The organism is Burkholderia sp. NLJ2 (genome assembly GCF_049487195.1).
Classification (GTDB): domain Bacteria; phylum Pseudomonadota; class Gammaproteobacteria; order Burkholderiales; family Burkholderiaceae; genus Burkholderia; species Burkholderia pyrrocinia.
In genome coordinates this window covers 3,000,713-3,025,490 of the sequence record NZ_CP137810.1, presented here as the reverse complement: position 1 = coordinate 3,025,490, position 24,778 = coordinate 3,000,713, and the positions used below count along the sequence as shown (strand labels likewise).

At 66.0% G+C, this 24,778-nt stretch carries 22 protein-coding genes; 9 read left to right on the top strand and 13 right to left on the bottom strand.

Translation table 11 applies throughout. From position 1 onward, the window contains the following. Positions 1 to 7: 7 nt before the first annotated feature. Positions 8 to 859, bottom strand: a complete 852-nt coding sequence (locus tag R9B84_RS36115; protein WP_423762119.1) for a MetQ/NlpA family ABC transporter substrate-binding protein — start codon at positions 857 to 859, stop codon at positions 8 to 10. A gap of 434 nt (positions 860 to 1,293) precedes the next feature. On the opposite strand from R9B84_RS36115, the gene R9B84_RS36110 reads away from it, so the two are divergent. The 4 genes from R9B84_RS36110 (at position 1,294) to R9B84_RS36095 (ending at position 6,435) form a co-directional block, all read left to right on the top strand. Then, complete coding sequence (locus tag R9B84_RS36110; RefSeq protein WP_423762118.1) at positions 1,294 to 2,658, top strand: 2-hydroxycarboxylate transporter family protein; 1,365 nt, start codon at positions 1,294 to 1,296, stop codon at positions 2,656 to 2,658. Positions 2,659 to 2,845: 187 nt separating this feature from the next. Then, complete coding sequence (locus tag R9B84_RS36105; protein WP_423762117.1) at positions 2,846 to 4,729, top strand: sensor histidine kinase; 1,884 nt, start codon at positions 2,846 to 2,848, stop codon at positions 4,727 to 4,729. Then, positions 4,719 to 6,080 (top strand): sigma-54-dependent transcriptional regulator, encoded by a 1,362-nt coding sequence (locus tag R9B84_RS36100; RefSeq protein ID WP_423762116.1) that lies wholly within the window; start codon positions 4,719 to 4,721, stop codon positions 6,078 to 6,080. The genes R9B84_RS36105 and R9B84_RS36100 overlap by 11 nt, the downstream gene beginning before the upstream one ends. 25 nt (positions 6,081 to 6,105) lie before the next feature. Next, complete coding sequence (locus tag R9B84_RS36095) at positions 6,106 to 6,435, top strand: DUF3579 domain-containing protein (protein ID WP_423762115.1); 330 nt, start codon at positions 6,106 to 6,108, stop codon at positions 6,433 to 6,435. A 368-nt stretch (positions 6,436 to 6,803) separates the two neighbouring features. Here R9B84_RS36095 and R9B84_RS36090 read toward each other — a convergent pair whose 3' ends face one another. The 3 genes from R9B84_RS36090 to R9B84_RS36080 all read right to left on the bottom strand — a co-directional run bounded on the left by R9B84_RS36090 (position 6,804) and on the right by R9B84_RS36080 (position 8,516). After that, positions 6,804 to 7,439: a type VI secretion system amidase effector protein Tae4 gene (locus R9B84_RS36090; RefSeq protein ID WP_423762114.1), complete on the bottom strand. Its 636-nt coding sequence runs from the start codon at positions 7,437 to 7,439 to the stop codon at positions 6,804 to 6,806. 3 nt (positions 7,440 to 7,442) lie between these two features. Next, complete coding sequence (locus tag R9B84_RS36085) at positions 7,443 to 8,012, bottom strand: PAAR domain-containing protein (protein WP_423762113.1); 570 nt, start codon at positions 8,010 to 8,012, stop codon at positions 7,443 to 7,445. A 93-nt stretch (positions 8,013 to 8,105) separates the two neighbouring features. Beyond that, positions 8,106 to 8,516: a hypothetical protein gene (locus R9B84_RS36080; protein ID WP_423762112.1), complete on the bottom strand. Its 411-nt coding sequence runs from the start codon at positions 8,514 to 8,516 to the stop codon at positions 8,106 to 8,108. A 371-nt stretch (positions 8,517 to 8,887) separates the two neighbouring features. Here R9B84_RS36080 and R9B84_RS36075 point away from each other — a divergent pair, with 371 nt between their 5' ends. Beyond that, positions 8,888 to 9,739, top strand: coding sequence for an alpha/beta fold hydrolase (locus R9B84_RS36075; protein WP_423762111.1), 852 nt, complete (start codon positions 8,888 to 8,890; stop codon positions 9,737 to 9,739). A 176-nt stretch (positions 9,740 to 9,915) separates the two neighbouring features. Here R9B84_RS36075 and R9B84_RS36070 read toward each other — a convergent pair whose 3' ends face one another. Next, the gene (locus R9B84_RS36070) at positions 9,916 to 10,356 is read right to left on the bottom strand and encodes a PACE efflux transporter (RefSeq protein ID WP_423762110.1); all 441 of its coding nucleotides are present in this window, start codon (positions 10,354 to 10,356) and stop codon (positions 9,916 to 9,918) included. Positions 10,357 to 10,454: 98 nt separating this feature from the next. Here R9B84_RS36070 and R9B84_RS36065 point away from each other — a divergent pair, with 98 nt between their 5' ends. After that, positions 10,455 to 11,345, top strand: a complete 891-nt coding sequence (locus tag R9B84_RS36065; protein WP_423762109.1) for a LysR family transcriptional regulator — start codon at positions 10,455 to 10,457, stop codon at positions 11,343 to 11,345. 65 nt (positions 11,346 to 11,410) lie between these two features. Here the strand turns inward: R9B84_RS36065 and R9B84_RS36060 are convergent, their stop codons facing one another. Continuing rightward, a complete protein-coding gene (locus R9B84_RS36060) occupies positions 11,411 to 11,839 on the bottom strand; it encodes a Tautomerase enzyme (RefSeq protein ID WP_423762108.1) in 429 nt (142 codons plus the stop codon). Between the two features lie 127 nt (positions 11,840 to 11,966). Between R9B84_RS36060 and R9B84_RS36055 the strand changes: the two genes are divergently transcribed. Further along, positions 11,967 to 12,563, top strand: coding sequence for a TetR/AcrR family transcriptional regulator (locus R9B84_RS36055; protein ID WP_423762107.1), 597 nt, complete (start codon positions 11,967 to 11,969; stop codon positions 12,561 to 12,563). 106 nt (positions 12,564 to 12,669) lie between these two features. Here the strand turns inward: R9B84_RS36055 and opcM are convergent, their stop codons facing one another. The 4 genes from opcM to R9B84_RS36035 are packed head-to-tail and all read right to left on the bottom strand — an operon-like array spanning position 12,670 to position 19,588. After that, a complete protein-coding gene (gene opcM, locus R9B84_RS36050) occupies positions 12,670 to 14,205 on the bottom strand; it encodes a multidrug efflux transporter outer membrane subunit OpcM (protein WP_423762106.1) in 1,536 nt (511 codons plus the stop codon). 10 nt (positions 14,206 to 14,215) lie between these two features. Further along, positions 14,216 to 17,431: a multidrug efflux RND transporter permease subunit CeoB gene (gene ceoB, locus R9B84_RS36045; protein WP_423762105.1), complete on the bottom strand. Its 3,216-nt coding sequence runs from the start codon at positions 17,429 to 17,431 to the stop codon at positions 14,216 to 14,218. 46 nt (positions 17,432 to 17,477) lie between these two features. After that, positions 17,478 to 18,695, bottom strand: coding sequence for a multidrug efflux RND transporter periplasmic adaptor subunit CeoA (gene ceoA, locus R9B84_RS36040; RefSeq protein ID WP_423762104.1), 1,218 nt, complete (start codon positions 18,693 to 18,695; stop codon positions 17,478 to 17,480). 32 nt (positions 18,696 to 18,727) lie between these two features. Next, a complete protein-coding gene (locus tag R9B84_RS36035; protein ID WP_047902337.1) occupies positions 18,728 to 19,588 on the bottom strand; it encodes an alpha/beta hydrolase in 861 nt (286 codons plus the stop codon). 174 nt (positions 19,589 to 19,762) lie between these two features. Between R9B84_RS36035 and ceoR the strand changes: the two genes are divergently transcribed. Continuing rightward, complete coding sequence (gene ceoR, locus R9B84_RS36030; protein ID WP_423762103.1) at positions 19,763 to 20,767, top strand: putative multidrug efflux transcriptional regulator CeoR; 1,005 nt, start codon at positions 19,763 to 19,765, stop codon at positions 20,765 to 20,767. Positions 20,768 to 21,163: 396 nt separating this feature from the next. Beyond that, positions 21,164 to 21,457: a DUF4148 domain-containing protein gene (locus R9B84_RS36025; RefSeq protein WP_072444545.1), complete on the top strand. Its 294-nt coding sequence runs from the start codon at positions 21,164 to 21,166 to the stop codon at positions 21,455 to 21,457. 208 nt (positions 21,458 to 21,665) lie between these two features. Here R9B84_RS36025 and R9B84_RS36020 read toward each other — a convergent pair whose 3' ends face one another. The 3 genes from R9B84_RS36020 to selD all read right to left on the bottom strand — a co-directional run bounded on the left by R9B84_RS36020 (position 21,666) and on the right by selD (position 24,762). Further along, positions 21,666 to 22,745 carry a purine-nucleoside phosphorylase gene (locus R9B84_RS36020; RefSeq protein ID WP_423762102.1) on the bottom strand — a complete coding sequence of 360 codons (1,080 nt, stop codon included), beginning with the start codon at positions 22,743 to 22,745 and terminating at the stop codon, positions 21,666 to 21,668. Positions 22,746 to 23,034: 289 nt separating this feature from the next. Further along, positions 23,035 to 23,625 (bottom strand): LysE family translocator, encoded by a 591-nt coding sequence (locus R9B84_RS36015; protein ID WP_423762101.1) that lies wholly within the window; start codon positions 23,623 to 23,625, stop codon positions 23,035 to 23,037. 72 nt (positions 23,626 to 23,697) lie between these two features. Beyond that, positions 23,698 to 24,762, bottom strand: a complete 1,065-nt coding sequence (selD, locus tag R9B84_RS36010) for a selenide, water dikinase SelD (protein WP_423762100.1) — start codon at positions 24,760 to 24,762, stop codon at positions 23,698 to 23,700. Positions 24,763 to 24,778 lie beyond the last annotated feature (16 nt).

The following is a 24,778-nucleotide window of genomic DNA, read 5'->3' as shown; positions in this document are numbered from 1 at the left end:
GCCTCCGTCACCACGCGATCGCGTACAGCGAGCCGAACGCGTTGTCGAGCGCCTTGCGCACGGCCGGCGAGTGCTGGTAGATCGCGATGAACTTGCGGATGCGCGGATCGTTCACGCTGTCGGGCCGCACGACCCACTGGATCGCAAAGATCTTGTTCTCGGTGCCGTCGAACAGCAGCGCGCTGTTCGGGTCGGTCGTGCCGGCGAGCTTGATGAAGCTCGGATAGCCCTGCGCGAGATCGACGTCGTCGAGCGAACGCGCGAGCTGCGACGCTTCGAGCGGAATGATCTTCAGGTGCTTCGGGTTGGACACGATGTCGTGCGTCGTCGCGCGATAGTCGGCGCCCGGCTTCAGCGTAATCAGGCCCGCGCGCTGCAGCAGCAACAGCCCGCGCCCGCCGTTCACCGGATCGTTCGCGATCGCGACGCGCGCGCCGTCCTTCAGCTCGACAAAGTTTTTCACCTTCTTCGAATAGAGGCCGATCTTCATGATCGTGCCGGGCGCGATCGACACGAAGTTGTAGCCGCCCTGTTTGTTCGCGTTCTCGAGAAACGGGATGTGCTGGAAGTAGTTGACGTCGATGTCCTTGTTCGCGAGCGCCGCGTTCGGCGTATTCCAGTCGGTGAACTCGACGATCTTCACGTCGAGCCCCTGCGCCTTCGCCTCCTTCGCGGCGATCTTCAGCGCCTCGATCTGCGGGCTGGTCGAGATGCCGACCTTCAGCGGCGCCGTATCGGCGCGCGCGCCGCTCAGCAGCCCGACGCCGAACAACCCGGCGAGCAGCGCGGCCGCCAGCAGGCGGGCCGGCCGCGCGAAGCGGCCGGAGGAAAAGCGGGCGGAAATAACGGCATGCAGCATGGAAACCACTCTCCTGTCCAAAGACGGTATCGACGGATGAGCGACGCCGCGGCGAACGCGCGGGCGTTCTCCGGACAGTCGTCGTCGCATCGGAAAAGGATCAGCCGATGATAGAGAGCGGCGGGGGGGCGGTCTACGAAGCGATTGTGCGAAGAAAATCGCGCGCGGCGATATGGCGGGCGATCGGGGCGCGGCCGGGTGCCCGGCCGGGCGCGTGGCCGACCATCCGGCCGAAATCTCGGCCTGCCCGCCGCGCGAATTCCGAAATCTCGGAACGGCCTTCGCGCCATTCTTTCCGTTGACGATATAAATCCCTTATGAATCAATGATCTACAAACAAGCCGACAGGTTGGCGCCTTGGCACGGAGGTTGCGTAATAGTCGGCACACGATGCCGCGAAGCAAAGCAGGCATTCCAACATCAGGAGACACGTCTTGCAGACCTCAATCCCTACCCCGTCCCATCCCGAGCCGATTGCCGAAGCCGGCCCCGCCACGCGCGCACGCTTCTGGCCGGAAGGCTGGTGGAAGCTGATGGAAATCCGCATCGGCATCATTCCGCTGCCCATCTACTTCATCCTGCTCGCGCTGATCATCGGTTTCGCGGTGACGGGCAAGGTGCCCGGCGAGATCTCGATGGCGATTGCCGTGCTCGCGTTCTTCGGCTTCACGTGCGCGGAACTCGGCAAGCGCCTGCCGCTGCTGCGCAACATCGGCGCGGCCGCGATCTTCGCGACCTTCGTGCCGTCGGCGCTCACGTACTACCACCTGCTGCCGAAGCCGGTGCTGAACCTGACGGTCGAGTTCACGAAGTCGACCAACTTCCTGTACCTGTTCATCGCGTCGATCATCGTCGGCAGCATCCTGAGCATGGACCGCCGCGTGCTGATCCAGGGCTTCCTGAAGATCTTCATCCCGCTGGCCATCGGTTCGGTCGCGGCCGCGATCGTCGGCACGGCAGTGGGCACCGCGCTCGGCCTCGGCGCGCGCCACACGCTGCTGTACATCGTCGTGCCGATCATGGCCGGCGGCGTCGGCGAAGGCGCGATTCCGCTGTCGATCGGCTATTCGGAACTGATGCACCTGCCGCAGGGCGAAATGTTCGCGATGGTGCTGCCGCCGGTGATGCTCGGCAGCCTGACCGCGATCATCCTGTCGGGCGCGCTCGACATGCTCGGCAAGCGCCTGCCGCACCTGACCGGCAACGGCCGCCTGCAGGTCGGCGAAACCGGCGACATGACGCCGGAAAGCGAAGAGATCCGCGGCCACGTCGACGTCACGCACATCGCGGGCGCCGGCATCACGGCGATCACGCTGTACCTCGTCGGCCTGATGGCGTTCAAGCTGTTCGGCCTGCCCGCACCGGTCGCGATGCTGTTCCTCGCGGTGCTCGTGAAGCTCGCGCGCGCGGTGTCGCCGCCGCTGCAGGAAGGCGCGTTCGTCGTCTACAAGTTCTTCTCGACCGCCGTCACGTATCCGCTGCTGTTCGCGATCGGCGTCGCGATGACGCCGTGGGACAAGCTGACCGCCGCGTTCACGATCGTCAACGTCGTGACGATCGTGTCGACCGTCGCGACGCTGATGGGCACCGGTTTCGTGGTCGGCCGCCTGATGAAGATGTACCCTATCGACACCGCAATCGTGAACGCCTGCCATAGCGGGCAAGGCGGCACCGGCGACGTCGCGATCCTGACCGCCGCGAACCGGATGCAGCTGATGCCGTTCGCGCAGATCGCGACGCGCATCGGCGGCGCGATCGTCGTCACGGTGACGTTGATCCTGGTCGCGCACTTCGGATGATGCGCCGCCGCGCGCATCGTCGCGCAGGCCGCTTCGCACGCGCCGCCGCCGGCCTTGCCGGCGCGCGGCGCGCGTCGTTCCGGACGGCCGGTTGCGGACGGCCGGTTGCGGACGGCCGGTTGCGGACGGCCGGTTGCGGACGACCGGTTGGCCGGCCTGGGCCTGTTCACGCCGATAACGGGCTTCGATGAGGGCGAACGTGCAGAAGAGTTTCAAGGGAATCCCGTGGTGGGGTTGGGCGTCGGCCGCCGTGCTGTATGTCGGCGTGGCGGGCGCGGCCGTCGATTTCGCGTGGGAACGCGCGATCGACGCGCTCGAGGAAACCGGCGCGCACCGGCTCGACCTGTATGCGTCGAGCCTGAAGAGCGAGCTCGGCCGCTTCGAGATCCTGCCCGGGCTGGTCGCGCGGCAGGACGGCGTGCGCGCGATGCTGAAGGCCGCGCCGCACGACGCGCCCGACCTCGTGCACACGGTGAACACGTACCTCGAAGCCGTGAACCGCGACGCGGGCAGCGGCGCGGTCGACGTGATCGACCTGCAAGGCGAGGTGATCGCCGCCAGCAACTGGAACGAGACGCTCAGCTTCGTCGGCACCAACGTGTCGTACCGGCCGTACTTCAAGGACGCGCTCGCGCGCGGCAGCGGCCGCTTCTTCGGCATCGGCACCAACACCGGCGTGCCGGGCGTCTACTTCGCCAGCGCGGTGCGCGACGGCGGCGTGCCGATCGGCGTCGCCGCCGTGAAGATCAGCGTCGATTCGCTCGAATCGGCATGGCGCGCGCCGGGCGTCGCCGCGATGGTCGTCGACCGCAACGGCGTGGTCGTGATCTCGACCGAACCCGCATGGAAATTCACCGCGCTGCGTCCGATCACCGCGCAGCAGCAGCGCGACATCCAGGCGTCGCGCCAATACGCGGGCCGCACCGTCGACGCGCTGCCGTACCGCCGCATCGGCGACCGCAGCACGGCCGCGTGGTTCGGCACGTTCCCCGATCCGCGCCGCGCCGGCCACAACACACGCTATCTGGTGATGTCGCGGCCGGCACCGCAGGCCGGCGATTCGCTGATAGTGCTGCTCGACATCGCGGGCGCGCGGCGCCAGCAGCAGACGGCGTTCGTGTTCGTCACGGGCGCGTTCCTGATCGCCGCGCTGCTGGCCGGCTACGCGATCCAGCGCCGCCGCGCGATCGTCGCCAGGCTGAACGCGCAGGACGCGCTGCGCCGCGCGAACGACCGGCTCGAACTGACCGTCGCGCAGCGCACGGCTGCGCTGACGGCCACGAACGAGCAGATGCAGCGCGAGATCGTCGAGCGCGAGCGCACCGAGCAGCGGCTGCGCGATTCGCAGCAGGAAGTCGTGCACGCGGGCAAGCTCGCGGTGCTCGGGCAGATGGCCGCCGGCCTCACGCACGAGCTGAACCAGCCGCTCGTCGCGATCCGCACGCTGTGCGACAACGCACGCACGTTCTTCGAGCGCGGCCAGCCGGCGCCGGCGTATGCCAATCTCGAACGGATCGGCAAGCTCGTCGACAGCATGGCGGTGCTCACCGGCGAGTTGAAAACCTTCGCGCGCAAGCCCGATGTCGAGCGCGTCGCGGTGTCGCTGAACGAGGCCGTCGCGCATGCGCGGCTCATCTACGACGCGCGGATCCGCGACGAAGGCGTGCGGCTCGACGTGAACATCGCGCCCGGCACGGCGGTGTCGGCCGAATCGAGCCAGTTGCAGCAGGTGATCGTGAACCTGCTCGGCAACGCGCTCGACGCGGTGCACGACGCGCCCGTGCGCCGCATCGTCATCGAAGCGGCCGGGCCGGACGAAGCCGGCCGCGTGCGCTTCACGATCGCCGACAGCGGCGCCGGCATCGCGCCCGAGGTGCTGCCGCACCTGTTCGAGCCGTTCGTCACGACCAAGCCGCGCGGCCAGGGCCTCGGGCTCGGCCTCGCGATCACGTCGCGCATCGTCGAGGCGTTCGGCGCGAAGATCGCCGCGACGAACCGCGACGAAGGCGGCGCGCAGTTCAGTATCGAATTCGCGGCGGCGACGCTGCAAAGGACAGAGCATGGAAGATGAGATTCGGGTGCTGGTCGTCGAGGACGATGAAAACGTCCGGATCGGCGTCGAGCAGGCCGTCGCGCTCGCCGGGTTCCCGGTCGACGCGTTCGCGTCGGCCGCCGACGCGCTCGCGCACGTCGCGCCCGGCGCGCCGGTGGTGATCGTGTCGGACGTGCGGATGCCGGGCATCGACGGGCTGCAGTTGCTCGACCGCGTGATGGCCGTCGATGCGCAGATCCCGGTCGTGCTGATCAGCGGCCACGCGGATATCTCGACGGCCGTCGGCGCGATGCAGGTCGGCGCGTACGACTTCATCGAGAAGCCGTTCTCGTCCGACGTGATCGCCGGCCGCGTCGCGCGCGCGGTCGAGAAGCGCCGCCTGACGCTCGAGGTGCAGGGGCTGCGCGCGGCGCTCAACAACTGGCAGGGCATCGAGGCGTTCGTGCTCGGCAAGTCGCCCGCGATGGCCGACGTGCGCAAGAAGATCCTGCGCCTCGCCGATACGTCGGTATCGGTGCTGATCACCGGCGAAACCGGCACCGGCAAGGAACTGATCGCGCGCAGCCTGCACGACTTCGGCGGCCGGCGCGACGCGCATTTCGTCGCGCTGAACTGCGGCGGCCTGCCCGAGCAGATCTTCGAGAGCGAACTGTTCGGCCACGAGGCCGGCGCGTTTACCGGCGCGATCAAGAAGCGCATCGGCAAGATCGAATGGGCGCAGGGCGGCACGCTGTTCCTCGACGAGATCGAGACGATGCCGATTCAGTTGCAGATCAAGATGCTGCGCGTGCTGCAGGAGCGCGTGGTCGAACGGCTCGGCGCGAACGAATTGATTCCGGTCGATTGCCGCGTGGTCGCCGCATCGAAAGCCGATCTCGCGGAACTCGCGGCCGACGGGCGCTTTCGCGCGGACCTGCTGTATCGCCTCAACGTCGCGCAGATCGAACTGCCGCCGCTGCGCGAGCGGCGCGAGGACGTGCCGCTGCTGTTCGAGCATTTCGTGCTCGCGGCCGCGCGGCGCTTCGGGCAGCCGGCGCCGGTCGTCACGGCTGCGCAGGTGTCCGAACTGATGACGCACGCGTGGCCCGGCAACGTGCGCGAACTGCAGAACGTGGCCGACCGCTTCGTGCTCGGGCTGACCGGCGACAGCCTGCTGTCGTCGGGCGACGCACCAGCCGTGGGCGGCACGCTCGCGGAACAGCTCGCGTATTTCGAACGGATGCTGATCGAGGACATGCTGCAGCGTCACCACGGCAACGTTTCGGACGCCAGCGTCGCGCTCGGCATGCCGAAGAAGACGCTCTATCACAAGCTGCGCAATCTGCGGATTCCCGCGCGCGGCGACGCGGCGGCCGACGGCGGCGAATGACGCGAACGAGGACACGCACAACAGCATGGATCGCATCGAAGTCTCCGAACACGGCCGCATCCACGGCCACCTGATCCGCGGCGTCACGCGCGCGCAGAAGACCTTCCGCCCGAGCGACTGGCCCGAACGCCTCGCGGGCGTCATCACGCTGTTCGTCGGCGAACGGCGGCCCGGCTATCCGTGCGCGCTGTCGCGGCTTGCGATGCCGGTCGTCGACGGCGGCGCCAAATGCCTGTTCGTGTCGGACGAATTGCGCGACGTATGCGCGGACGCGTTCGACTTCGCGATGCAGTTCGCGGCCGACAACGACCTACCCGTCGAGCTTCAGGCCGCGCCGGCGTTGGCGGTGCGGTGATTCACGCGAAACCTGGAATAACGATTGCAAGTCGTTTCATCTGTTACCCGTACGACCAATCGATCAGACCACGTAGGTAGCGAGATGAAACAGAATCGCTAACAAGGTCACGATGACGAACGCGATGCGCCATTTGCGTAATGACCAACGTCTATAAGCAATAGCATTGAGCACAGCGCAGGCGATCGATGGCCATAGAAGAATGAAGAGCATAGTCGCGACCAAACCAACGTGAAATGCGCAGGACTCTCCGCAACCGGCTGCAGGGAGTGATGGCTTGGGCCAATCCATGCGGTTGAAGACATAGAATGATGCCCCCGTCACTAGAAGTCCCCACACGAAGCCTAGAACAGCGAAAGCTATACGCTTCATTTCACTTCCCAAAATAAAATCTCTTTGGATTCCGCAAGGTCCGATATCCAGTTCTCGTTCCTGCCGGGACGAAACCAGGACCGTAGGTCCGGCATCGTTCGCCTACCCAGGCGAAACCGCCAGAACGACGCAAAGGACGGCGTAAGCGTGTCCTTGTTCCATAGGTCGATATGGCCGCCGCTCAGTGCATCGGCGGAATCTCCCTCCTGACGCCAATATCCGAAGAAGTAGATGATACCGGTTCGACCATCAATCTTTTCTTGCCAATCCGGACCGGTAATGTTTTCGGGTTTTCCAAGCCCAAGGAACGGGCGAAGCTTCAACCATTCCGCCAGTTCGTAAGCGCGCGTCGCCGTTGCTCTGCCGCCAAGTATCAGACGGCCCAGCGTCTTCTTGCCCGGCATCGGCTTCAACACGTTTTGAGAAAACGACTTCATGTCGCTTCCGATGCTGTGAAACGTGACGCTCATGCGAATGGCGCATTGATTCTCATATTCGCCAGTGGGGTCATCGTAGGGGTCTTTCTTCGGGTACGCGTTCCAAAGCGCTTGAAAGGACAGGGCTTGTAGTTGTACGGACTTCTTTGAATTTGGTGTGTCGTTCGTGCGGACCTTCGTGGGAGGATTAGGCATGGCTTACCTCGCCGTGTTTTTTTCGATGGCTTCGTCACCCCAATAGACGGTGTAGTCTCCTGATCCGTCGCCGGTGTTGACGCGCGGTAGCTCGCCGCTTGCATCGAGTGCCCCAGAATGGATGCGGCCGTCTGCCGTCTCGATGTAATAGCGATAGCCCTCATGGCCGTCGGTAGCACTGCCGCGAGTCGCCGCCTCGATCTGTTCATCAAATGCGTCCTTCTTGAGCAACGTGACCCCGCCCGTTGCCGTGCGGCTCGAAACGACTTCCCCGAGACTCTTTAGCCCATCGTCACACCACGCTTCGCCCGCAAGTACCGCGACGATGCTCGGTGACGTGGAGCAGCCACACAGGACAATATCGCGGTCGAGTGCAACCTCTCCCTGAAACTTGAGTCGATATGGTCCGCCAGCCTTTGCGATGATGCCGATGCTCTGACACGCGGTGCAGAAGGCACTACCGCCAATCAGGGCTGCCTGATGTCCGCGAACCAGGAATCGTGGTCCGTTATATGAGCTGATTGTTCCGCCGCTTGAAAGACTATCTCCAACAACCGCAATTCTTCTATTCATTGACCGGCCCTCTTAGAAAGCCGTCATCGTAACTTCGCTGCGCGATTGTATATCTCGATATTATTCGGATATCTTAATAAATCGAACTTAGAATCACCAATTTTCTGGTGAGAAGCTGTCTTTTCCTTCATTAACGTGCGGCGCTCGGCTTTGTATTACCCCAATTCTCGCTCTCGTTCTGCATCCATCAACGCAATGCGTGATTTTGTGGCCGACACAGCGAGCCGGGCAGGCCGAAACGTCGAACCAGATCCGGATGAGGTCCGTGATCGGCAAGCCGTTGCGGTAGACGACGCCTCGCCCCGAGGACCGGGGAAAGCCGGACTGCTGCAAGAAGAGCACCGTCACGAGATCGGCGCGACCCTCGTTGAACGTCTTGAGGTTCGCAACGTGCGTTTGATTTTGATCGTTGCTCAGGATGAACTCCCGACATGCTCCGGTGCGGTCATCTCCTCCATCACGCGGCACCCATCTGCTTTTTCGAACTGCGTTCAGAAGCATCAAGCATCAGACGCCGCGACATTTGGTTCCGCAAAGATCCCATTTGTGTTCACTTGGCCATGTGAAATCACCCGGCCGCGTTAAATAACACGCCCACGTCATGCCGATCTCCGGCGCGCCCCAAGCCTCGCCCGACCAAGTGCCACTTCCACACTGTCACCGTTGCCGATAGGCATCCGGCCGGAGTCTTCACATATAGGGGCTGAACATCGCCACGTCGATGCTGTAAGCAGATCGTGCTGCCTCGCTCCGACAAGGGTTTTCAGCCGAGCCATCAATAAAATTGATCGTCACGATGAAAATTATGCGTTTTCCTTGCAGGTCGCCGTGATGCATAGTTGCGTCGTGTTGACGCACCTTTGAGTCTTTCAGTCATGAACATGCGAATCGAGCCGTCCGTGCTCGCGAACCCCGACCTGCAATTTGCGACGCTTTCGTCAGGCATCAGCCTGCCGTATGTCGAGCGGGGCAGCGGCGCGCCGATGGTGTTCGTGCACGGCTCGCTGTGCGACTACCGCTACTGGGATCCGCAGCTTGCGTCGCTGTCGGCCCACTACCGCTGCATCGCGCCGAGCCTCAGCCATTACTGGCCGGCCGTCGAAGCGGGCATCCAGGACGAGTTCAGCTGGCAGAACCACGTTGACGAGCTCGCCGAATTCATCGACGCGCTCGATCTCGGCCCCGTGCATCTGGTCGGCCATTCGCGTGGCGGCAGCGTCACGTTCAACGTCGCACGCCAGCATCCCCATCTCGTCGAATCGCTGACGCTCGCCGATCCGGGCGGCCCGCTGCAGCAGCCGGGCGTGCGCGAAGCCGCGCTGCCGGCCGCCGCGCTCGCGCTGCGCACGAAGGCCGTGAACCTGATCGGGCAAGGCGACGTCGAATCCGGCCTCGAGATGTTCGTCGATTCGGTGAGCCTGCCGGGCGCATGGAAGAAGAGCACGTCGCGCTTCCGCACGATGGCGATCGACAACGCGAGCACGCTGCCGAAGCAGCTGCGCGACCCGCTGCCCGCGTATTCGCAGCACACGGCCGGCGATATCGCATGCCGCACGCTGCTGATCGACGGCCAGCGCAGCCCGAAGATGTTCCGCAACAACGTCGACACGCTGTCGCAGTGGATCGGCGATGCGCAACGGCAGACCGTCGCCGGTGCGTCGCACGGGATGAATGCGGCGAGCCCCGCCGTGTTCAACCGCTACGTGCACGAGTTCATCGCCGCGTAATTTCCTGGGCGGCGTTCGTTCCGCCCGGTTGTCCTGCTTCATCCGGAGACGGTGCGGGCCTGGTCCGCGTCGCCTTCCTGCCGCTCGCTGTCCCGCATCGGCGCATCCGCTGCGTTGATTCGAATTCCTCTGCACCCTCCGCATCCGCGCGCCGGACACCGGCGACGCGCGTCGCGTCATGCGGTCGCGTTGGCCTTGCGCGTGACCGCATCCGGCAGCCCGAACACGCTGTCGAACGACCAGTTGTACACGAACGTGAAGATCGGGAAGAACACGATCAGCACCGCGTCGAACAGGAACGCCTGCACCAGCGACACGTCGAGCCACCACGCGATCAGCGGGATCAGGAACGTCACGAGCGCGACCTGGAACCCGACCGCATGCACCACGCGCCGCCCGACGGTGCGCGTCGTCGCCGCGCGCCGCCGCTCCCACGCCTCGAATGCGAGGTTGTACAGGAAATTGACGGTGACGCCCGTCGTCGAGATCATCACGCCCAGCAGGCCGCTCGTTTCGGCGCTCGCGCCGCTCAGCATGCCGAGCACCGACGATGCGATCAGGATGCCGAGCACCTCGAACATCACGACGTAGACTATGCGTCTCTTCCATCCTTGCATGACCATCCACCTTCTATCGAACAAGGTGGCGAGACTAGCAGCGGGTACCCTGTCCGCAAAAGTCAGGTCCTTTCAATTTTTCTGACAGGAGGCAACGCATGCTGACCAGCGACCACATCGACATGCTGCTGACCGTCATCGACAAAGGCTCGTTCTCGGCGGCCGCACGCGCGCTCGGCCGCACGCCGTCGGCGGTCAGCATGGCGATCGCGAACCTCGAGGCCGAACTCGATCTCGTGCTGTTCGACCGCGGCACGCGCGAGCCGACGCCGACCGCCGCGATGGCCGCGCTGTTGCCCGACGCGCGGTCGATCGCCGAACGGCTGCACGCGCTGCGCGCGCATGCGCAGCACCTGTCGGAAGGCGTCGAGGACACGCTGCGGCTCGGGCTCGCGGCAGAACTCGACGGCGCACCCGTCGCCCGCGCGCTGACGGCCGTCGCCGCGAAATATCCGGCGCTCGCGATCAGCATCGTCACGGCACCGCAAGACGCGATCGTCGACGCGCTGCATCGTGGCGCCATCGACCTGTGCGTCGCATACGGCGGGCTCGACCTGCATCCGCAGGAACAGATCCACGCGCTGTGGACCGAGACGCTCGTCGCGGTCGCTGCGCCGAGCCATCCACTGATCGCCGAAGCCGCGCATCCTGAAGCGATCGAGCGACTGTCGGGTTTCCGGCAGATCGTGATCGCCGATCCGGAGCGGCCGCTGACCGACGTGCGGCCGTTGATCGGCAACCGCACGTGGAAGGTGACCGACATGGCCACGGCGATCGCGCTCGTGACAGCCGGTCACGGCTGGGCGAACCTGCCCGCATCGATGATCGGCCGCTACGTCGCGGCAGGCGAACTCGCGCCGCTCGCGTTTGCGAACATCCGCAACGGGCTGCCGCTGCCCGTGTACTTGCGGCGGCCGAAACACACGGGGCTCGGCAAGGCGGCGAGCGAACTCGTGCGGGCGCTGCGCGCTGCCGGCGACAACCAATAATCGGCGCGGCGGCGATCGCCGCCGCGCCGTCGGTCAACGCACGACCGCTCGACCGTTAGTTGCAGTTACTGCGCAGCCGCCGCACTCTGGATCGAATCGACAAGCGATGCGTTGTCGTAGCGTCGTCCGGCAATGCCCCATCCACCATCGACGGCATGGACGACATTCACCCACACTTGCGCCGGAGTCAGCCGCCCGCCGGCCCGGCGCAGCACGATCGCGGTCGCCCGTTCGACGAATTGCCGCTGTGTGTCGGGCGCCGCGAGCGCCACGGCGGGAAGCTTCAGTTCGACGAATGCGGCGGGCTGTGCCCGTCCGTGCACGAAGGTCCGGTGCCGCGGCAGCACGTTGAGCGTGCCAACCACGTTCGGCGCCAGGAACGCATTCCCGGTCAACCCTTCGACATCCAGCAGCGCATCGGTCAGCTCGGCAAACACCGGCCCTTCGTCGTCCGGCGTGAAAACCCCTTCAGTCACTGTCAGCGTGATCGGCATCGCACTTTCTCCTGGTCAGGTCATCGGAATCGTGACGTGATATAAATATCAATCACTCTCTATACATTAGACACTGATTGCTCTCTATGCAAGCGTTAAAGAGCAGTCGCTCTGAAGCGAGCCTGTCATGCGTTATTCCGTCGAGCACAAGCACGAAACCCGCGCGCGCATCCTCGATGCCGCGAGTCGCCTGTTCCGTCAGGAGGGGTATGGCGGTTCCGGCATCGGTCCGCTGACGAAAGCGGCCGGCGTCACCAACGGTGCGTTCTACGGGCATTTCAAATCGAAGGGCGAAGCGTTCCGCAGCGTCGTCCTCGCGGGCCTCGACCAGCTCCGCCAGGGTATCGCCACGCTCAAGGCCGAGCATGGCGCGCGCTGGCGGCGCCCGTTCGTGTCGTTCTACCTCGGGCCGCGGCGCACCTGCGAACTCGGCGAAAGCTGTGCGCTGCCGAGCCTGTCCCCGGAAGTGATGCGCGCCGACGACGACACCCGCGACGCGTATGAACAGGCATTGCGGCAGATCGTCGACGAAGTGTCGTCCGGACTGGGCGACACACCCGACGACGACCGTGCGATCGCATTCCTCGCGCTGCTTTCAGGCGGCGTCACGCTCGCCCGCGCGGTGCGCGACCCCGTGCTGGCGGAACGCATCGCCGATGCGGTCGGCCGATATGCGGTGGTGATCGCGGAACGCACGGACGTGCAACCGGAGCAGCAGGCATAGCAAACGGCCGATAAAAGCCCAATAAAAAAAAACCCGATCCGCGTCATCGCGGATCGGGGTTTTTCGAGCGACCACCTGTTACGGCGGCCCGTCGCGGGCCGGCATCTCAACGCACGGCAACTTCCTGCCTGGCCGTCGCCGCATCGCCGACCGCCGTCGGCGCCGCCCCCCACCCGCCGCCCAACGCACGGATCAGGTTCACGGTCGACACGGCCTGCGCGCCGGTCAACTGGTTCGCCTGCAACTGCGACAACAGCACCGACCGCTCGCTGTCGATCACGTCGAGATAGGCAACCTCGCCCTCCTGATACTGCGTGCGCGACAGCGTCGCCGCGCGGCGCGACGCATTGACGGCCGCATCCTGCGCGCGGATCTGGTCGTCGAGCAGGCGCAGATCGGCGAGATTGTCCTCGACCTCGCGGAATGCGACGAGCACCTGCTGCCGGTAGTTCGCGACCTGCTCGTCGTACTGCGCGTTTGCCTGCTGCACGCCGGCCGCACGGCGCCCGCCGTCGAACAGCGGCAGCGTCAGCGCGGTGCCAGCGAACGGCCCGAGCAGGAACGTGCGGCTCGACCACAGGAACAGGTTACCGAGCGTCGACGCCTCATAGCCGAACGCCCCCGTGATGTCGAGCTTCGGGAAATACGCCGACTTCGCGAGGCCGATCCGCGCATTCGCGGCCGCCATCGCGCGCTCGGCCGCCGACACGTCCGGACGGCGTTCGAGCAGCGCGGACGGCAGGCCCGGCGGAATCTTCACGCCGACCGGCACGATCGGCGTTTCCTTGAACGCGAAATCCGCGGGCGCCTTGCCGAGCAGGATCGCGAGCGCATGCTCGGAGGCCGCGCGCCGGCGCGCGACGCCGACCGCATCGGCCTGCGCGGTGGCCAGCTCGTTCTTCGCACGCGACACGTCGAGCTCGCTGATGTCGCCTTCGTTGAAGCGGCGCTGCACGAGCTTGAGCGCCTGATCGCGCAGTTCCACCGTGCGGCGGTACAGGTCCTGGTCCGAGTCGAGCTGGCGCAGTTCGAAGTAGTTCTGCGCGACGTCCGCCTGCAGCGCGAGCTGCACCGAACGGAACAGCGCTTCGCTCTGCGCCTGGTCGGCACGCGACGCCTCGACGTTGCGGCCGACGCGGCCAAACAGGTCGGCCTCGTAGGACACCGTGCCCTGCGCGCGCCACAGCGTCGCGTTGGTCGGGCCCGTGCCTTGCGGCTGGAGCTGCGACGCCGACGACAGCCCTTCGCGCGTCGGCCCGAAACCGGCGCCGATCTGCGGGAACCATTGCGAGCGCGCCGAACGCGTCGCCGCGCGTGCTTCCTCGACACGCGCAGCCGCGGCCTTCAGGTTCTGGTTCGCGGCGAGCGCCTGCGTCTCGAGCGAATCGAGCACCGGGTCGCCGAACACCGTCCACCATTCGCCGCGATGCGCGCCGTCCGACGGCTCGGCCGTCTTCCACGTGCCGGCCTGCTCGCCCTGGGCGAGTGTCGGCGCTTCCTTGAACGCGGCGGGCGTCGACGCATCCGGGCGCTTGTAGTCGGGGCCCACCGCGCACGCGGCGAGCAGCGTCGCGAGCAGGGTGCTCGCGGCCGCCACCTTCGCGAAGCGCATCAGGCCATTCGAGTTGTGCATGTTGTTCATCTTTCTATCCTCAAGCATCCGTTGCCGGCACGCCCGGAGCCGGTACGCCCGGAGGCGTCACGCCATAACCCGCCGAGTCCTTGCCGGCGACGTGGATCTTGCCGCCCGCGAGCGTACGCAGCACGACGTAGAACACCGGTGTCAGCATCAGCCCGAACAGCGTCACGCCGAGCATCCCGAAGAACACCGCGACGCCCATCGCGTGCCGCATCTCCGAACCCGCGCCGGTCGACGTGACCAGCGGCACGACGCCCATGATGAACGCGATCGACGTCATCAGGATCGGGCGCAGCCGCATCCGGCTCGCCTCGATCGCGGCCTGGAGCGGCGTCCTGCCGTCGTGCTCCAGTTCACGCGCGAATTCGACGATCAGGATCGCGTTCTTCGCGGACAGCCCCACCAGCACCATCAGGCCGATCTGCGTGAAGATGTTGTTGTCGCCCTGCGTGAGCCACACGCCTGTGAGCGCCGACAGGATGCTCATCGGCACGATCAGGATCACCGCGAGCGGCAGCGTCAGGCTTTCATACAACGCGGCGAGCACGAGGAACACGAGCAGCACGCTGATCGGGAACACGACGATCGCCGCGTTGCCCGCGAGAATCTGCTGGTACGTGAGATCGGTCCATTCGAACCGCACGCCGCGCGGCAGCGTCTCGTGCGCGATCCGCTCGATCGCGGCCTGCGCCTGGCCCGACGAGAAGCCGGGCGCCGGGCCGCCGTTGATGTCGGCCGCCGTGTAGCCGTTGTAGCGCACCACCATTTCCGGGCCGAACGTCGGCGTCACCGTGACGAGCGACGACAGCGGCACCATCTCGCCCTTGTCGTTGCGCGTCTTCAACTGCAGGATGTCGTCCGCGCGCTGGCGGAACGGCGCATCGGCCTGCACGCGCACCTGGTACACGCGCCCGAAGCGGTTGAAGTCGTTCACGTACAGCGAGCCGAGATACACCTGCATCGTGTTGAACACATCGGTAACCGGCACGCCGAGCTGCTTCGCCTTCACGCGGTCGAGATCGACGTTGAGCTGCGGCACGTTGATCTGGTAGCTCGTAAACAGCGGGCCAAGCTCCGGTGCCTGCTGCGCGCGCTTGATGAAGTCGTTGGTCGCATCCGCGAGCCGCGCATAACCGACCGCGCCGCGATCCTCGATCTGCATCTTGAAACCGCCGAGCGTGCCGAGACCAAGCACCGGCGGCGGCGGGAACACCGCGACGAACGAGTCCTTGATCGCGCCGTACTGCTGGTTCAGCGCACCCGCGATCGCGCCGGCCGACAGCGCCTTGCCGTGCCGTTCGGAGAACGGCTTCAGCGTGACGAACACGATGCCCGCGCTCGAGCTGTTCGTGAAGCCGTTCACCGACAGCCCCGGGAACGCCACCGCGCTCTCGACGCCCGGCTGCTTCAACGCGATCGAGCCCATGTCGCGGATCACCTTCTCGGTGCGGTCGAGCGATGCACCGTTAGGCAATTGCGCGAACGCGATCAGGTATTCCTTGTCCTGCGCCGGCACGAAACCGCCCGGCACGACCTTCGTCACCAGCACGGTCGCGCCCACCAGCACGAGGTACACGCCCAGCATCAGCGTCTTGCGCGACAGCACGCCGCGCACGCCGCGGCCATAGTTCTCCGCGCCGCGATGGAACACCTTGTTGAAGCCGCGGAAGAAGCCGCCGAGCACGCGGTTCATCACGCGCGTGAGCCAGTCTTCCTTGTCGCCATGGCCCTTCAGCAGGATCGCGGACAGCGCCGGCGACAGCGTCAGCGAGTTGAACGCCGAGATCACCGTCGAGATCGCGATGGTCATCGCGAACTGCTTGTAGAACTGGCCGGTCAGGCCCGACATGAACGCGAGCGGCACGAACACGGCGACGAGCGTCAGCGCGATCGCGATGATCGGCCCGCTCACTTCCTGCATCGCCTTGTAGGTCGCCTGCCGCGCGTTCATCCCGCTCTCGATGTTGCGCTCGACGTTCTCGACGACGACGATCGCATCGTCGACCACGATCCCGATCGCCAGCACCATCCCGAACAATGACAACGCGTTGATCGAATACCCGAACGCGAGCAGCAGCGAGAACGTGCCGATGATCGACACCGGCACCGCGATCAGCGGAATCAGCGACGCGCGCCAGGTCTGCAGGAACACGATCACGACGATCACGACCAGCGCGATCGCTTCGAGCAGCGTGTGCACGACGGCCTTGATCGACGAACGCACGAACTGCGTCGGGTCATAGACGATCTTGTAGTCGATGCCCGCCGGCATGTCCTGCTTCAGCTCGGCCATCGTCTTGCGCACTTCGTCCGAGATCTGCAGCGAGTTCGCGCCCGGCGACTGGTTGATCGCCATCGCGACCGCCGGCTTGTTGTCGAGCAGCGAGCGCAGCCCGTATTCGGACGCATCGAGCTCGATCCGGGCGATGTCGCGCAGGCGCGTGACGCCGCCGTCCGGCGTCGTCTTCACGACGATGTCGCCGAACTCGTCTTCCGTCTGCAGACGGCCGCGCGCGTTCACCGACAACTGCAGCGGCGTGCCGGGCAACGACGGCGACGCGCCGATCACGCCGGCCGCGACCTGCACGTTCTGCTCGCGGATCGCCTGCACGACGTCCTCGGCCGACAGCCCGCGCTGCGCGACCTTCTGCGGATCGAGCCACACGCGCATCGCGTAGTCGCCCGAACCCCACAGCTGCACCTGGCCGACGCCCTGGATCCGCGACAGGCGATCCTTCACGTTGATCAGCGCGTAGTTGCGCAGGTAGGTCATGTCGTAGCGGTTGTCCGGCGAGATCAGGTGGACCACCATCGTCAGCGTCGGCGAGCTCTTCACCGTGGTGATGCCGAGCCGCTGCACGTCTTCCGGCAGGCGCGGCAGCGCCTGGTTCACGCGGTTCTGCACGAGCTGCGTGGCCTTGTCCGGATCGGTGCCGAGCTTGAACGTGACGGTGATCGTCATGTTGCCGTCGCTGTTCGCCTGCGACTGCATGTAGAGCATGTCCTCGACGCCGTTGATCTGCTCTTCAAGCGGCGACGCGACCGTCTCGGCGATCACTTTCGGGTTCGCACCCGGGTACTGCGCCTTCACGATCACGGAAGGCGGCACGACTTCCGGATATTCCGAAATCGGCAGCAGGAACATCGCGATCACCCCGCCGAGCAGGACGATCACCGATAGGACTCCTGCAAAGATCGGTCGGTCGATAAAGAATTTGGAAATGTTCATGTGTGGCTCTGTCTGGTTGAACGCGGAAAACGTAGCGGCGGGCCGCTTACGAATCCGCCTTCGCCGGCGCGGCCGGCTTCGCGTTGTCCGCCAACGGCGCGGACGGCGCATCGCCTCCCGTCATCGGGACCATGTGCGGCTTCACCTGTTCGCCGGGGCGCACGCGCTGCGTACCGTTCACGACCACGCGATCGCCGGCGGAAAGCCCGCTCACGATCACGCGCCGGTTGCCGTGCTGCATTCCTTGCTGCACTTCGCGGTACGACACGCGGCCCTGCTGGTCGACGACGAACACGAACTTCTTGTCCTGGTCGGTGTTGATCGCCGCGTCGTCCACGAGCAGCGCCGGGTGCGGCGCGCTGCCGCCCACCTTCACGCGCGCGTAGAGGCCCGGGACGAGCGCGCCGTCCGCGTTGTCGAAGCGCGCGCGCACGCGGATCGTGCCCGACGACGTGTCGAGCCGGTTGTCGACCGAATCGATCGCGCCGCTGCGCGAGTAGCCGGTTTCGTTCGCGAGGCCGAGCTCGACCGGCACCTTGCGGCCGTCGCGCGCGCCGTTGATGTATTGCAGGTAGGTCTGCTCGTCCGCATCGAACGACGCATAGATCGGCGACACCGAAACCAGCGTCGTCAGCGGCGCGGCCGATGCGCCGGCCGACACGACGTTGCCGACCGTGATCTCCGCGCGCGACACGCGGCCCGACACCGGTGCGGTGATCCGCGTATAGCCGAGGTTGATGCGCGCCGTTTCCAGCGCGGCATCGCCCGCCTTCACGTTCGCCGCCGCCTCGCGGGCCGCGTTCTGCTTCTCGTCGTAATCGCGCTTCGCGATCGCGTTGTCGCCGATCAGCCGCTGCGCGCGCTGCCAGTCGGTCTGCGCATAACCGTTGCGTGCCTGGGCAGCCGCGAGCTGCGCAGCCGCGCGGTCGACTTCGGCCTGGTACGGGCGCGGGTCGATCACGAACAGCACGTCGCCCTTCTTCACGAGCGCGCCGTCCTTGAAATTCACCGCGACGATCGTGCCCGACACCTGCGGGCGTACGTCGACCTTCTCGATCGCTTCGAGGCGGCCCGAATAACTTTGCCAATCGGTCACGGTCTGCGGCACGACGGTCGCGACATCGACTTCGGGCAGCGGCGCGGCCGCCTTTTCGGGTGCGTTTGCGTTCACGCGCATTGCGCCGAACGTTCCGAGGCCGACGACGGCGAGCGTCACGATCGCCGCTGTCGCGATTCGGGAACGGGAGGTGCGTAGGATGGCCATGTGGATCTCCAATAAACGTGGATTGGTTCTGGTTATTCGGAACGGTTCGGCTGGCGCGCCTGGAAGCGGCACTGGAAGAAGCGCACGGCTTCCTCGAATGCGGCTTCGTGCGTCGCGAGCGCGGCATGCGTGATATCCGGATAGCGGATCACCTGCGTCAGCACGCCCGACGAAATCAGGCAGCCCGCATATTTCTCCGCTTCGACGTGCAACACGTCGTTCTGCGCGGTGACGACGAGCGTCGGCGGCAGCCCCGCGAGGCGCACCGATTCGAGCGGCGCCGCGTACGGGTGCATGCGCTGCGCCGCCTGCGGCAGATACGCGCGATAACATGCCGCGCATTCGCGCGCGGTGATGTCCGACGCGAGGCGCTCGGCGTCGCCGATGCGCGTCATGCTCGGGTCGAGCATCGGCCCGAACAGCGCTTGCGCGGCGATCGACACTTCGCCGCGGTCGCGTGCGATGAATGCCAGACAGTTCGCGAGCTGACCGCCCGCGTCGTGGCCCGCGACACCGATCTTCTTCGGATTGCCGCCGAACGCGCGGGCACGCGTCGCGGCCCACACGGCCGCGCGATACGCATCCTCCGGCGCAGCCGGAAAAGGAAAGGCCGGCGCGAGCGAATAATCGACCGACACTACGAGAGCTGGTAAGCGTTCTGCTAAAAAACGCGCGGCGAAATCGGCGTCTTCGAGCGAACCGCGGACGAAACCACCACCGTGGAAATAAAGCACTACTGGCAGCCCGGTCTTGTCCGGGCGGCGATAGAGGCGCAGCACGATGTCCTGCGCGTAGCCGGGAATTTCCACTTCGGCGACCGTCAGCGCCGCGCCCGCCAAGGCTTGGGCGGGCAACGCGGCTTTCAGGAATTTGCTGAATTCAGAAGCGTCCATGACGATGCAGCATCCATTTCGAGATGGAACGAATTCTGGGTCCGGCAGACATTGGGATAAATGCCTATAATCCGGCAACACAATTCAACGCCCCCGAACAATCCGAGGCTGCGTTCACCCACGAGGTAGCGCAGCCTTGTTGTTCCGGCGGCAAATTAGATTGCGGAGGTTGTGATGGACCGGCTTCAGGCCATGCAGGTGTTTACTCGCGTCGTCGATACAAGCAGCTTCACCAAGGCAGCAGAAACGCTCGGCTTGCCGCGGGCGTCCGTCACGACGATCATCCAGAATCTAGAAGCGTTCCTCGGCGTGCGGCTGATGCACCGGACCACGCGCCGGCTGTCGCTGACGCCGGACGGCGCCGCGTACTACGAAAGATGCGTGCGGATCCTCGCGGACGTCGAGGAAACCGAAGCGAGCTTCCAGGCCAACAACCGGAAGCCGCACGGAAAGTTGCGTATCGACATGCCGGGTTCGATCGGGCGGCTGCTCGTGATTCCGTCGCTGTGCGAATTTCACACGCGCTATCCGGACATCGACCTGCAGCTCGGGCTGTCCGATCGCCCGGTCGACCTGCTGCAGGAAGGCGTCGACTGCGTGATTCGCGTCGGCGCGCTGCAGGACTCGTCGCTCGTCGCGCGCCGGGTCGGCCTGTTCGAAGGCGTGACGGTCGCCGCGCCGTCGTATCTCGAGCACTTCGGCGAGCCGAAGACGATCGAGGACCTGAGCCAGCACAAGGCCGTCAACTATTTCTCGAGCCGCACCGGCCGCACGATCGACTGGTCGTTCCTGATCGACGGCAAGGAAACCGAGATCAAGATGGAAAGCATCGTGTCGGTGAACGACGCGGATGCGTACGTGACCTGCGGGGTCGAAGGCTTCGGGCTGATCCAGCCGCCGCTCTTCATGGTGCTGCCGCACCTGCGCGAAGGCCGGCTCAAGGAAGTGCTGCCCGGCATCAAGCCGCTGCCGATGCCGATTTCGGTCGTGTATCCGCACAGCCGCCATCTGTCGCCGAAGGTGCGCGTGTTCGTCGACTGGATCGCCGAAGTGTTCGACCGCTGCCCGCTGCTGAGCGGCAAGGGCAGCCTCGACGCGACGTGCAGCAAGCGCACGTTCGAGGAAGCCGAACGCGCACCGGCGCTCGATACGCCGGTCATCAACGAGTGGGTCGCGTAATCGTCTGAACCAGCACGCGCGGGCTGCGAGGCCCGCGCGTCGTCCCGCCTTCGTGCCGCGCTCCCGCGCGGCGCCCGCCATCTTTCCCGAATCCGCAGCAATCCTTTGTGCCGAACGCGGCAATCGTCCGCGTGCGTCGCGGCGCGCCGTCGTCGCATCCGCGTGAGCCCCGCTGCATGGGGCTAGCGGCGATTTCCGCATAACCCTGCCGGCCATGCGGATGACGATTGTTCCACTGACACGACAATTCAATTCGCGTCTGCCGCATTTATCGCGACGGAACAGATACCTAGAGTAAACCCTGTCGCGCACCTCGTTGCGCATCGGACAGATCCCACTTGATGGGACCGGAGTCAGCGCTCAAGCGCCAGCTCCGACATCTCTAGGAGTCATGCCATGAACCGCCGCCACCTTCTCTCCGCCCTGGCCCTCGCACTCGCCGTGTCCGCACCGGCCTTCGCCGATTCGGGCACACCGCACGCCGGCGACTACGGCAACACGTCGTGGTACTCGCAGCACAACGGCCCGCGCACGCGCGCCGAAGTGAGCGCGGAAGTCGAACAGGCTCGCCGCGACGGCACGCTCGCGTACCTGCGCAAGGCGACTTCGTATCCGCAAGGGCTCGAACTCGCGCAAGGCCCGTATCGCTCGATGCCGGAAAGCAACCAGCTCGCCGGCGGAGGCCGGTAAACGCGCAACGCCGCGCAGCGGGTCGCCCCGTGCGCGGCGTCGCGAAACACCCATCGACGACTCGCTGAGTCAGCTAGTTGCAGGAGCACATGATGAACGACCAACTTCCTTCGCCGCTCGATCACTGGGACGACACCACGCCGGTCTGGACGCCGTTCCGTTCGGCCCCGCACCCGCATTGACCGCCGGCTGAGTCATCGTCCGGCCATCAGCGGCGCGGCACGCCGTCGCGCCATTCGCCCCAGTGCGTCACGATGTCCTGCACGAGCGGGTTGCCCGCGCGGTACAAGTTCTCGGTCGCCGGCGCGAAACCGCCCTGGTCCGCGTAGTTCAGCAGGTTGTCGACGCTCGTCTGCCCCGCATACGGCCGGTCGAAATCGGACCCCGTGCGCAGCACCGCAACGCGCGACAGGTCGACCCGCTTCACGCTCGCCGCGCGCTTGAGCGCTTCGTACGTCGCGTTGTCTTCCTGCGCGGTCATGCAGTAGGTGCCCTTGCCGTCCGTCAGGATCTTCGTCCACTGGCGCGCGCGCTCGCCGATCAGCGTGCCCGAGAACCACGTGTTGCCCGATGATGTGTCGCACTGGATCACCGTCGGCGGCCGGTTCGCCGGCGCATACGTGAACTTCGCGCGCGCGGCCTGCGCCTGTGCACTGTCGGCGAGCACGACGTTGCGCGACAGCGCGTACGCGGCGTCGGTCAGCTGCGGATTGAGCTGGAACACTTCGGTGCGGTAGTCGAGCGGCGGCTTGTCGTTCGGGCTCTTCGTGTTGATGCCGAGAAAGCCCGTGTTCCAGCCGGCCGGAATCTCGCGTGCATCGAGCTCCCACTGCAGGCTGAAATCGACGAGATATTTCGACCACGCGGCCGAACCGACCGTGCCTTGGGCAGGGTCGACGCCCGCGATGCCCGAGATCAGGAAATATGTTCGGCGCAAATCGAAGCGCTGCGAGAACGTGAGCGCCATGATCGTCGCCGACGCGTTCGCATAGCCCATGCCGGTCGTCACCACGCACACGTCCTGCTTGTTGCAGTGAACGGCCGGATAGTCGGGCGACAGGCCCGGCACGGCAATGTCGCGCCACGGGCCGATCCGGTCGAGCCAGGCCTGGCCCTCCGGACCGAACATCGTGATGATCATGACCTTGACCGGGCGGCCCTGTGCACCGGTCTCGGCAAATGCAGCGTTGCCCGCGTTGTTGCCCTGGTTGTCCTGCGCGATCGACGGCGCGGTCGCACAGGCCGCGAGCGAGAAGGCGGCGGCGGAAAGAATGGAGCGAGTCAGCATCGGCGTTCCTTGTTTCGATGATGTTGGGTGAGAACGGCTCTCGGAGACTGCGCGAGGGAGTATAGAACGGGCCCGCGCGATGCGGAACCCGACTACGAAACGACGTCCAATGTTTCGTGCGACCGTGCGCGTGTTGCGCAATGCGATGTGTTCCGTTGGATTCGCACCGTCGCCGTGCATGACAACCGTCAGGAATGCTATCCGGTTGGCAGGAGCGAATGCCCGGCGACATACCGCTGCGTATCGCACCCGTCGACGTCGCCTTCTACTTCGGCCAGCTCCCGAACCGCTACACGCGAACGAGCCCCGCGACGCCGTAACCGAGCACGACCAGCGCGGCGACGACATGGCTCGCCGCGAGCCACCCCGGCGATTTCACGATGCGCCCGATCGTGCTGCCGCCGAACGCGAACACGAGCTGCCCCGCGAGGCTGCCGGCAAACACGCACGCGGCGCCGAACAACCAGTGCCGATGCGCACCGGCGGCAGCCGTCGCATAGCCATAAAACAGCAGGATGGTGAGCGGGTTCGCGAGCGTGACGAAGAACATCGACGTGAACGGGCGATTCCCCAGCGGCGGCGCATCGCCGTCGAGCGTCCGGCGCCGATCCCGCAGCGCCTGCCACAGCATCCGTGTGCCCATCGCGAGCAACACGAACGCGCCGACGACACGGAACAGCGACAGGTGCGACGCGAGCGTGCTCGCGAGCATCGCGCCGATCGTGAACGCGACGACCGCATAACAGCCGTCGGCAGCGGCGACGCCCACCGCCGCGCGCACGCCGGTGGCGGTGCCGGCGCGCATGCCGTAGTTCGCGATCATCAGCGCGACGGGCCCGACCGACAGCGCGATCATCAGCCCGAACAGGAAGTCGTTCATCGGTCGTCGACGCCTTCGAGGGAAGGCATCGATTCTAGCGACCGCACAATAATCCGGCGTGGAAAATCCGCGTCAGGCGACGTCGACGCGCGCGGGCCCGTCCACCATCTCGCCGATCACGGCCGCGCGGTCGAAGCCGTCGGCGCGGAAGCACGCGAGGACTTCGTCGACCGCTTCCGGCGCGCACGCGACGAGCAGGCCGCCCGACGTTTGCGGATCGGTCAGCAGCGCCTGTGCGACGGGCGGCAGGCCGTCGGCGAGCCGCACGTCCGTGCCGTACGCGGCCCAGTTGCGACCCGATGCGCCGGTGAACACGCCGTCGGCGACGAACGCCTCGACGCCCGCGAGCCACGGCAGCGACGCGTAATGCACGCGCGCGGTGAGATGCGCGCCGCGCGCCAGTTCGAGCGTATGGCCGAGCAACCCGAAGCCCGTGACGTCGGTCAGCGCATGCACGCCCGGCAACGCGGCAAGCTCGGTGCCCGGCCGGTTCAGCTTGGTGGTCGTCGCGACCATCTGCGCGTAGCCCGCGGCATCGAGCTGGCTCTTCTTCAGCGCGGCCGACAGCACGCCGACGCCGAGCGGCTTGCCGAGCACGAGCACGTCGCCCGCGCGCGCGGCTGCGTTGCGCTTCACGCGCGACGGATGCACGACGCCGATCGCCGCGAGCCCGTAGATCGGCTCGACCGAATCGATTGAATGGCCGCCCGCGACCGGAATGCCGGCGTCCGCGCATACCGCTTCGCCGCCGCGCAGCACGGCCGCGATCGTCTCGTGCGGCAGCACGTTGATCGGCATCCCGACCAGCGCGAGCGCAAGGATCGGCTTGCCGCCCATCGCATAGACATCGGACAGCGCGTTGGTCGCCGCGATGCGGCCGAAGTCGAACGGATCGTCGACGATCGGCATGAAGAAATCGGTGGTCGCGACGATCGCCTGCTCGTCGTTGAGCCGGTACACGGCTGCGTCGTCGGACGTCTCGGTGCCGACCAGCAGATCCGGGAACAGCGCGGGCGGCGTCGCGCGCTTCAGCAGCTCGGACAGCACGCCCGGCGCGATCTTGCAGCCGCAGCCGCCCCCGTGCGACAGGCTCGTGAGGCGCGGAACGGCAGGCTGGGCTTGGGTGGCTTCGGTCATCGTCGGCATCCGGTGA

Bases quoted from the DNA above. Each gene is read 5' to 3' on its own strand.
- R9B84_RS36115 (WP_423762119.1), bottom strand. From the start codon at position 859: ATGCTGCATGCCGTTATTTCCGCCCGCTTTTCCTCCGGCCGCTTCGCG.
- R9B84_RS36105 (WP_423762117.1), top strand. From the start codon at position 2,846: ATGAGGGCGAACGTGCAGAAGAGTTTCAAGGGAATCCCGTGGTGGGGT.
- R9B84_RS36100 (WP_423762116.1), top strand. From the start codon at position 4,719: ATGGAAGATGAGATTCGGGTGCTGGTCGTCGAGGACGATGAAAACGTC.
- R9B84_RS36095 (WP_423762115.1), top strand. From the start codon at position 6,106: ATGGATCGCATCGAAGTCTCCGAACACGGCCGCATCCACGGCCACCTG.
- R9B84_RS36090 (WP_423762114.1), bottom strand. From the start codon at position 7,439: ATGCCTAATCCTCCCACGAAGGTCCGCACGAACGACACACCAAATTCA.
- R9B84_RS36085 (WP_423762113.1), bottom strand. From the start codon at position 8,012: ATGAATAGAAGAATTGCGGTTGTTGGAGATAGTCTTTCAAGCGGCGGA.
- R9B84_RS36075 (WP_423762111.1), top strand. From the start codon at position 8,888: ATGAACATGCGAATCGAGCCGTCCGTGCTCGCGAACCCCGACCTGCAA.
- R9B84_RS36070 (WP_423762110.1), bottom strand. From the start codon at position 10,356: ATGCAAGGATGGAAGAGACGCATAGTCTACGTCGTGATGTTCGAGGTG.
- R9B84_RS36065 (WP_423762109.1), top strand. From the start codon at position 10,455: ATGCTGACCAGCGACCACATCGACATGCTGCTGACCGTCATCGACAAA.
- R9B84_RS36060 (WP_423762108.1), bottom strand. From the start codon at position 11,839: ATGCCGATCACGCTGACAGTGACTGAAGGGGTTTTCACGCCGGACGAC.
- R9B84_RS36055 (WP_423762107.1), top strand. From the start codon at position 11,967: ATGCGTTATTCCGTCGAGCACAAGCACGAAACCCGCGCGCGCATCCTC.
- opcM (WP_423762106.1), bottom strand. From the start codon at position 14,205: ATGAACAACATGCACAACTCGAATGGCCTGATGCGCTTCGCGAAGGTG.
- ceoB (WP_423762105.1), bottom strand. From the start codon at position 17,431: ATGAACATTTCCAAATTCTTTATCGACCGACCGATCTTTGCAGGAGTC.
- ceoA (WP_423762104.1), bottom strand. From the start codon at position 18,695: ATGGCCATCCTACGCACCTCCCGTTCCCGAATCGCGACAGCGGCGATC.
- R9B84_RS36035 (WP_047902337.1), bottom strand. From the start codon at position 19,588: ATGGACGCTTCTGAATTCAGCAAATTCCTGAAAGCCGCGTTGCCCGCC.
- ceoR (WP_423762103.1), top strand. From the start codon at position 19,763: ATGGACCGGCTTCAGGCCATGCAGGTGTTTACTCGCGTCGTCGATACA.
- R9B84_RS36025 (WP_072444545.1), top strand. From the start codon at position 21,164: ATGAACCGCCGCCACCTTCTCTCCGCCCTGGCCCTCGCACTCGCCGTG.
- R9B84_RS36020 (WP_423762102.1), bottom strand. From the start codon at position 22,745: ATGCTGACTCGCTCCATTCTTTCCGCCGCCGCCTTCTCGCTCGCGGCC.
- R9B84_RS36015 (WP_423762101.1), bottom strand. From the start codon at position 23,625: ATGAACGACTTCCTGTTCGGGCTGATGATCGCGCTGTCGGTCGGGCCC.
- selD (WP_423762100.1), bottom strand. From the start codon at position 24,762: ATGACCGAAGCCACCCAAGCCCAGCCTGCCGTTCCGCGCCTCACGAGC.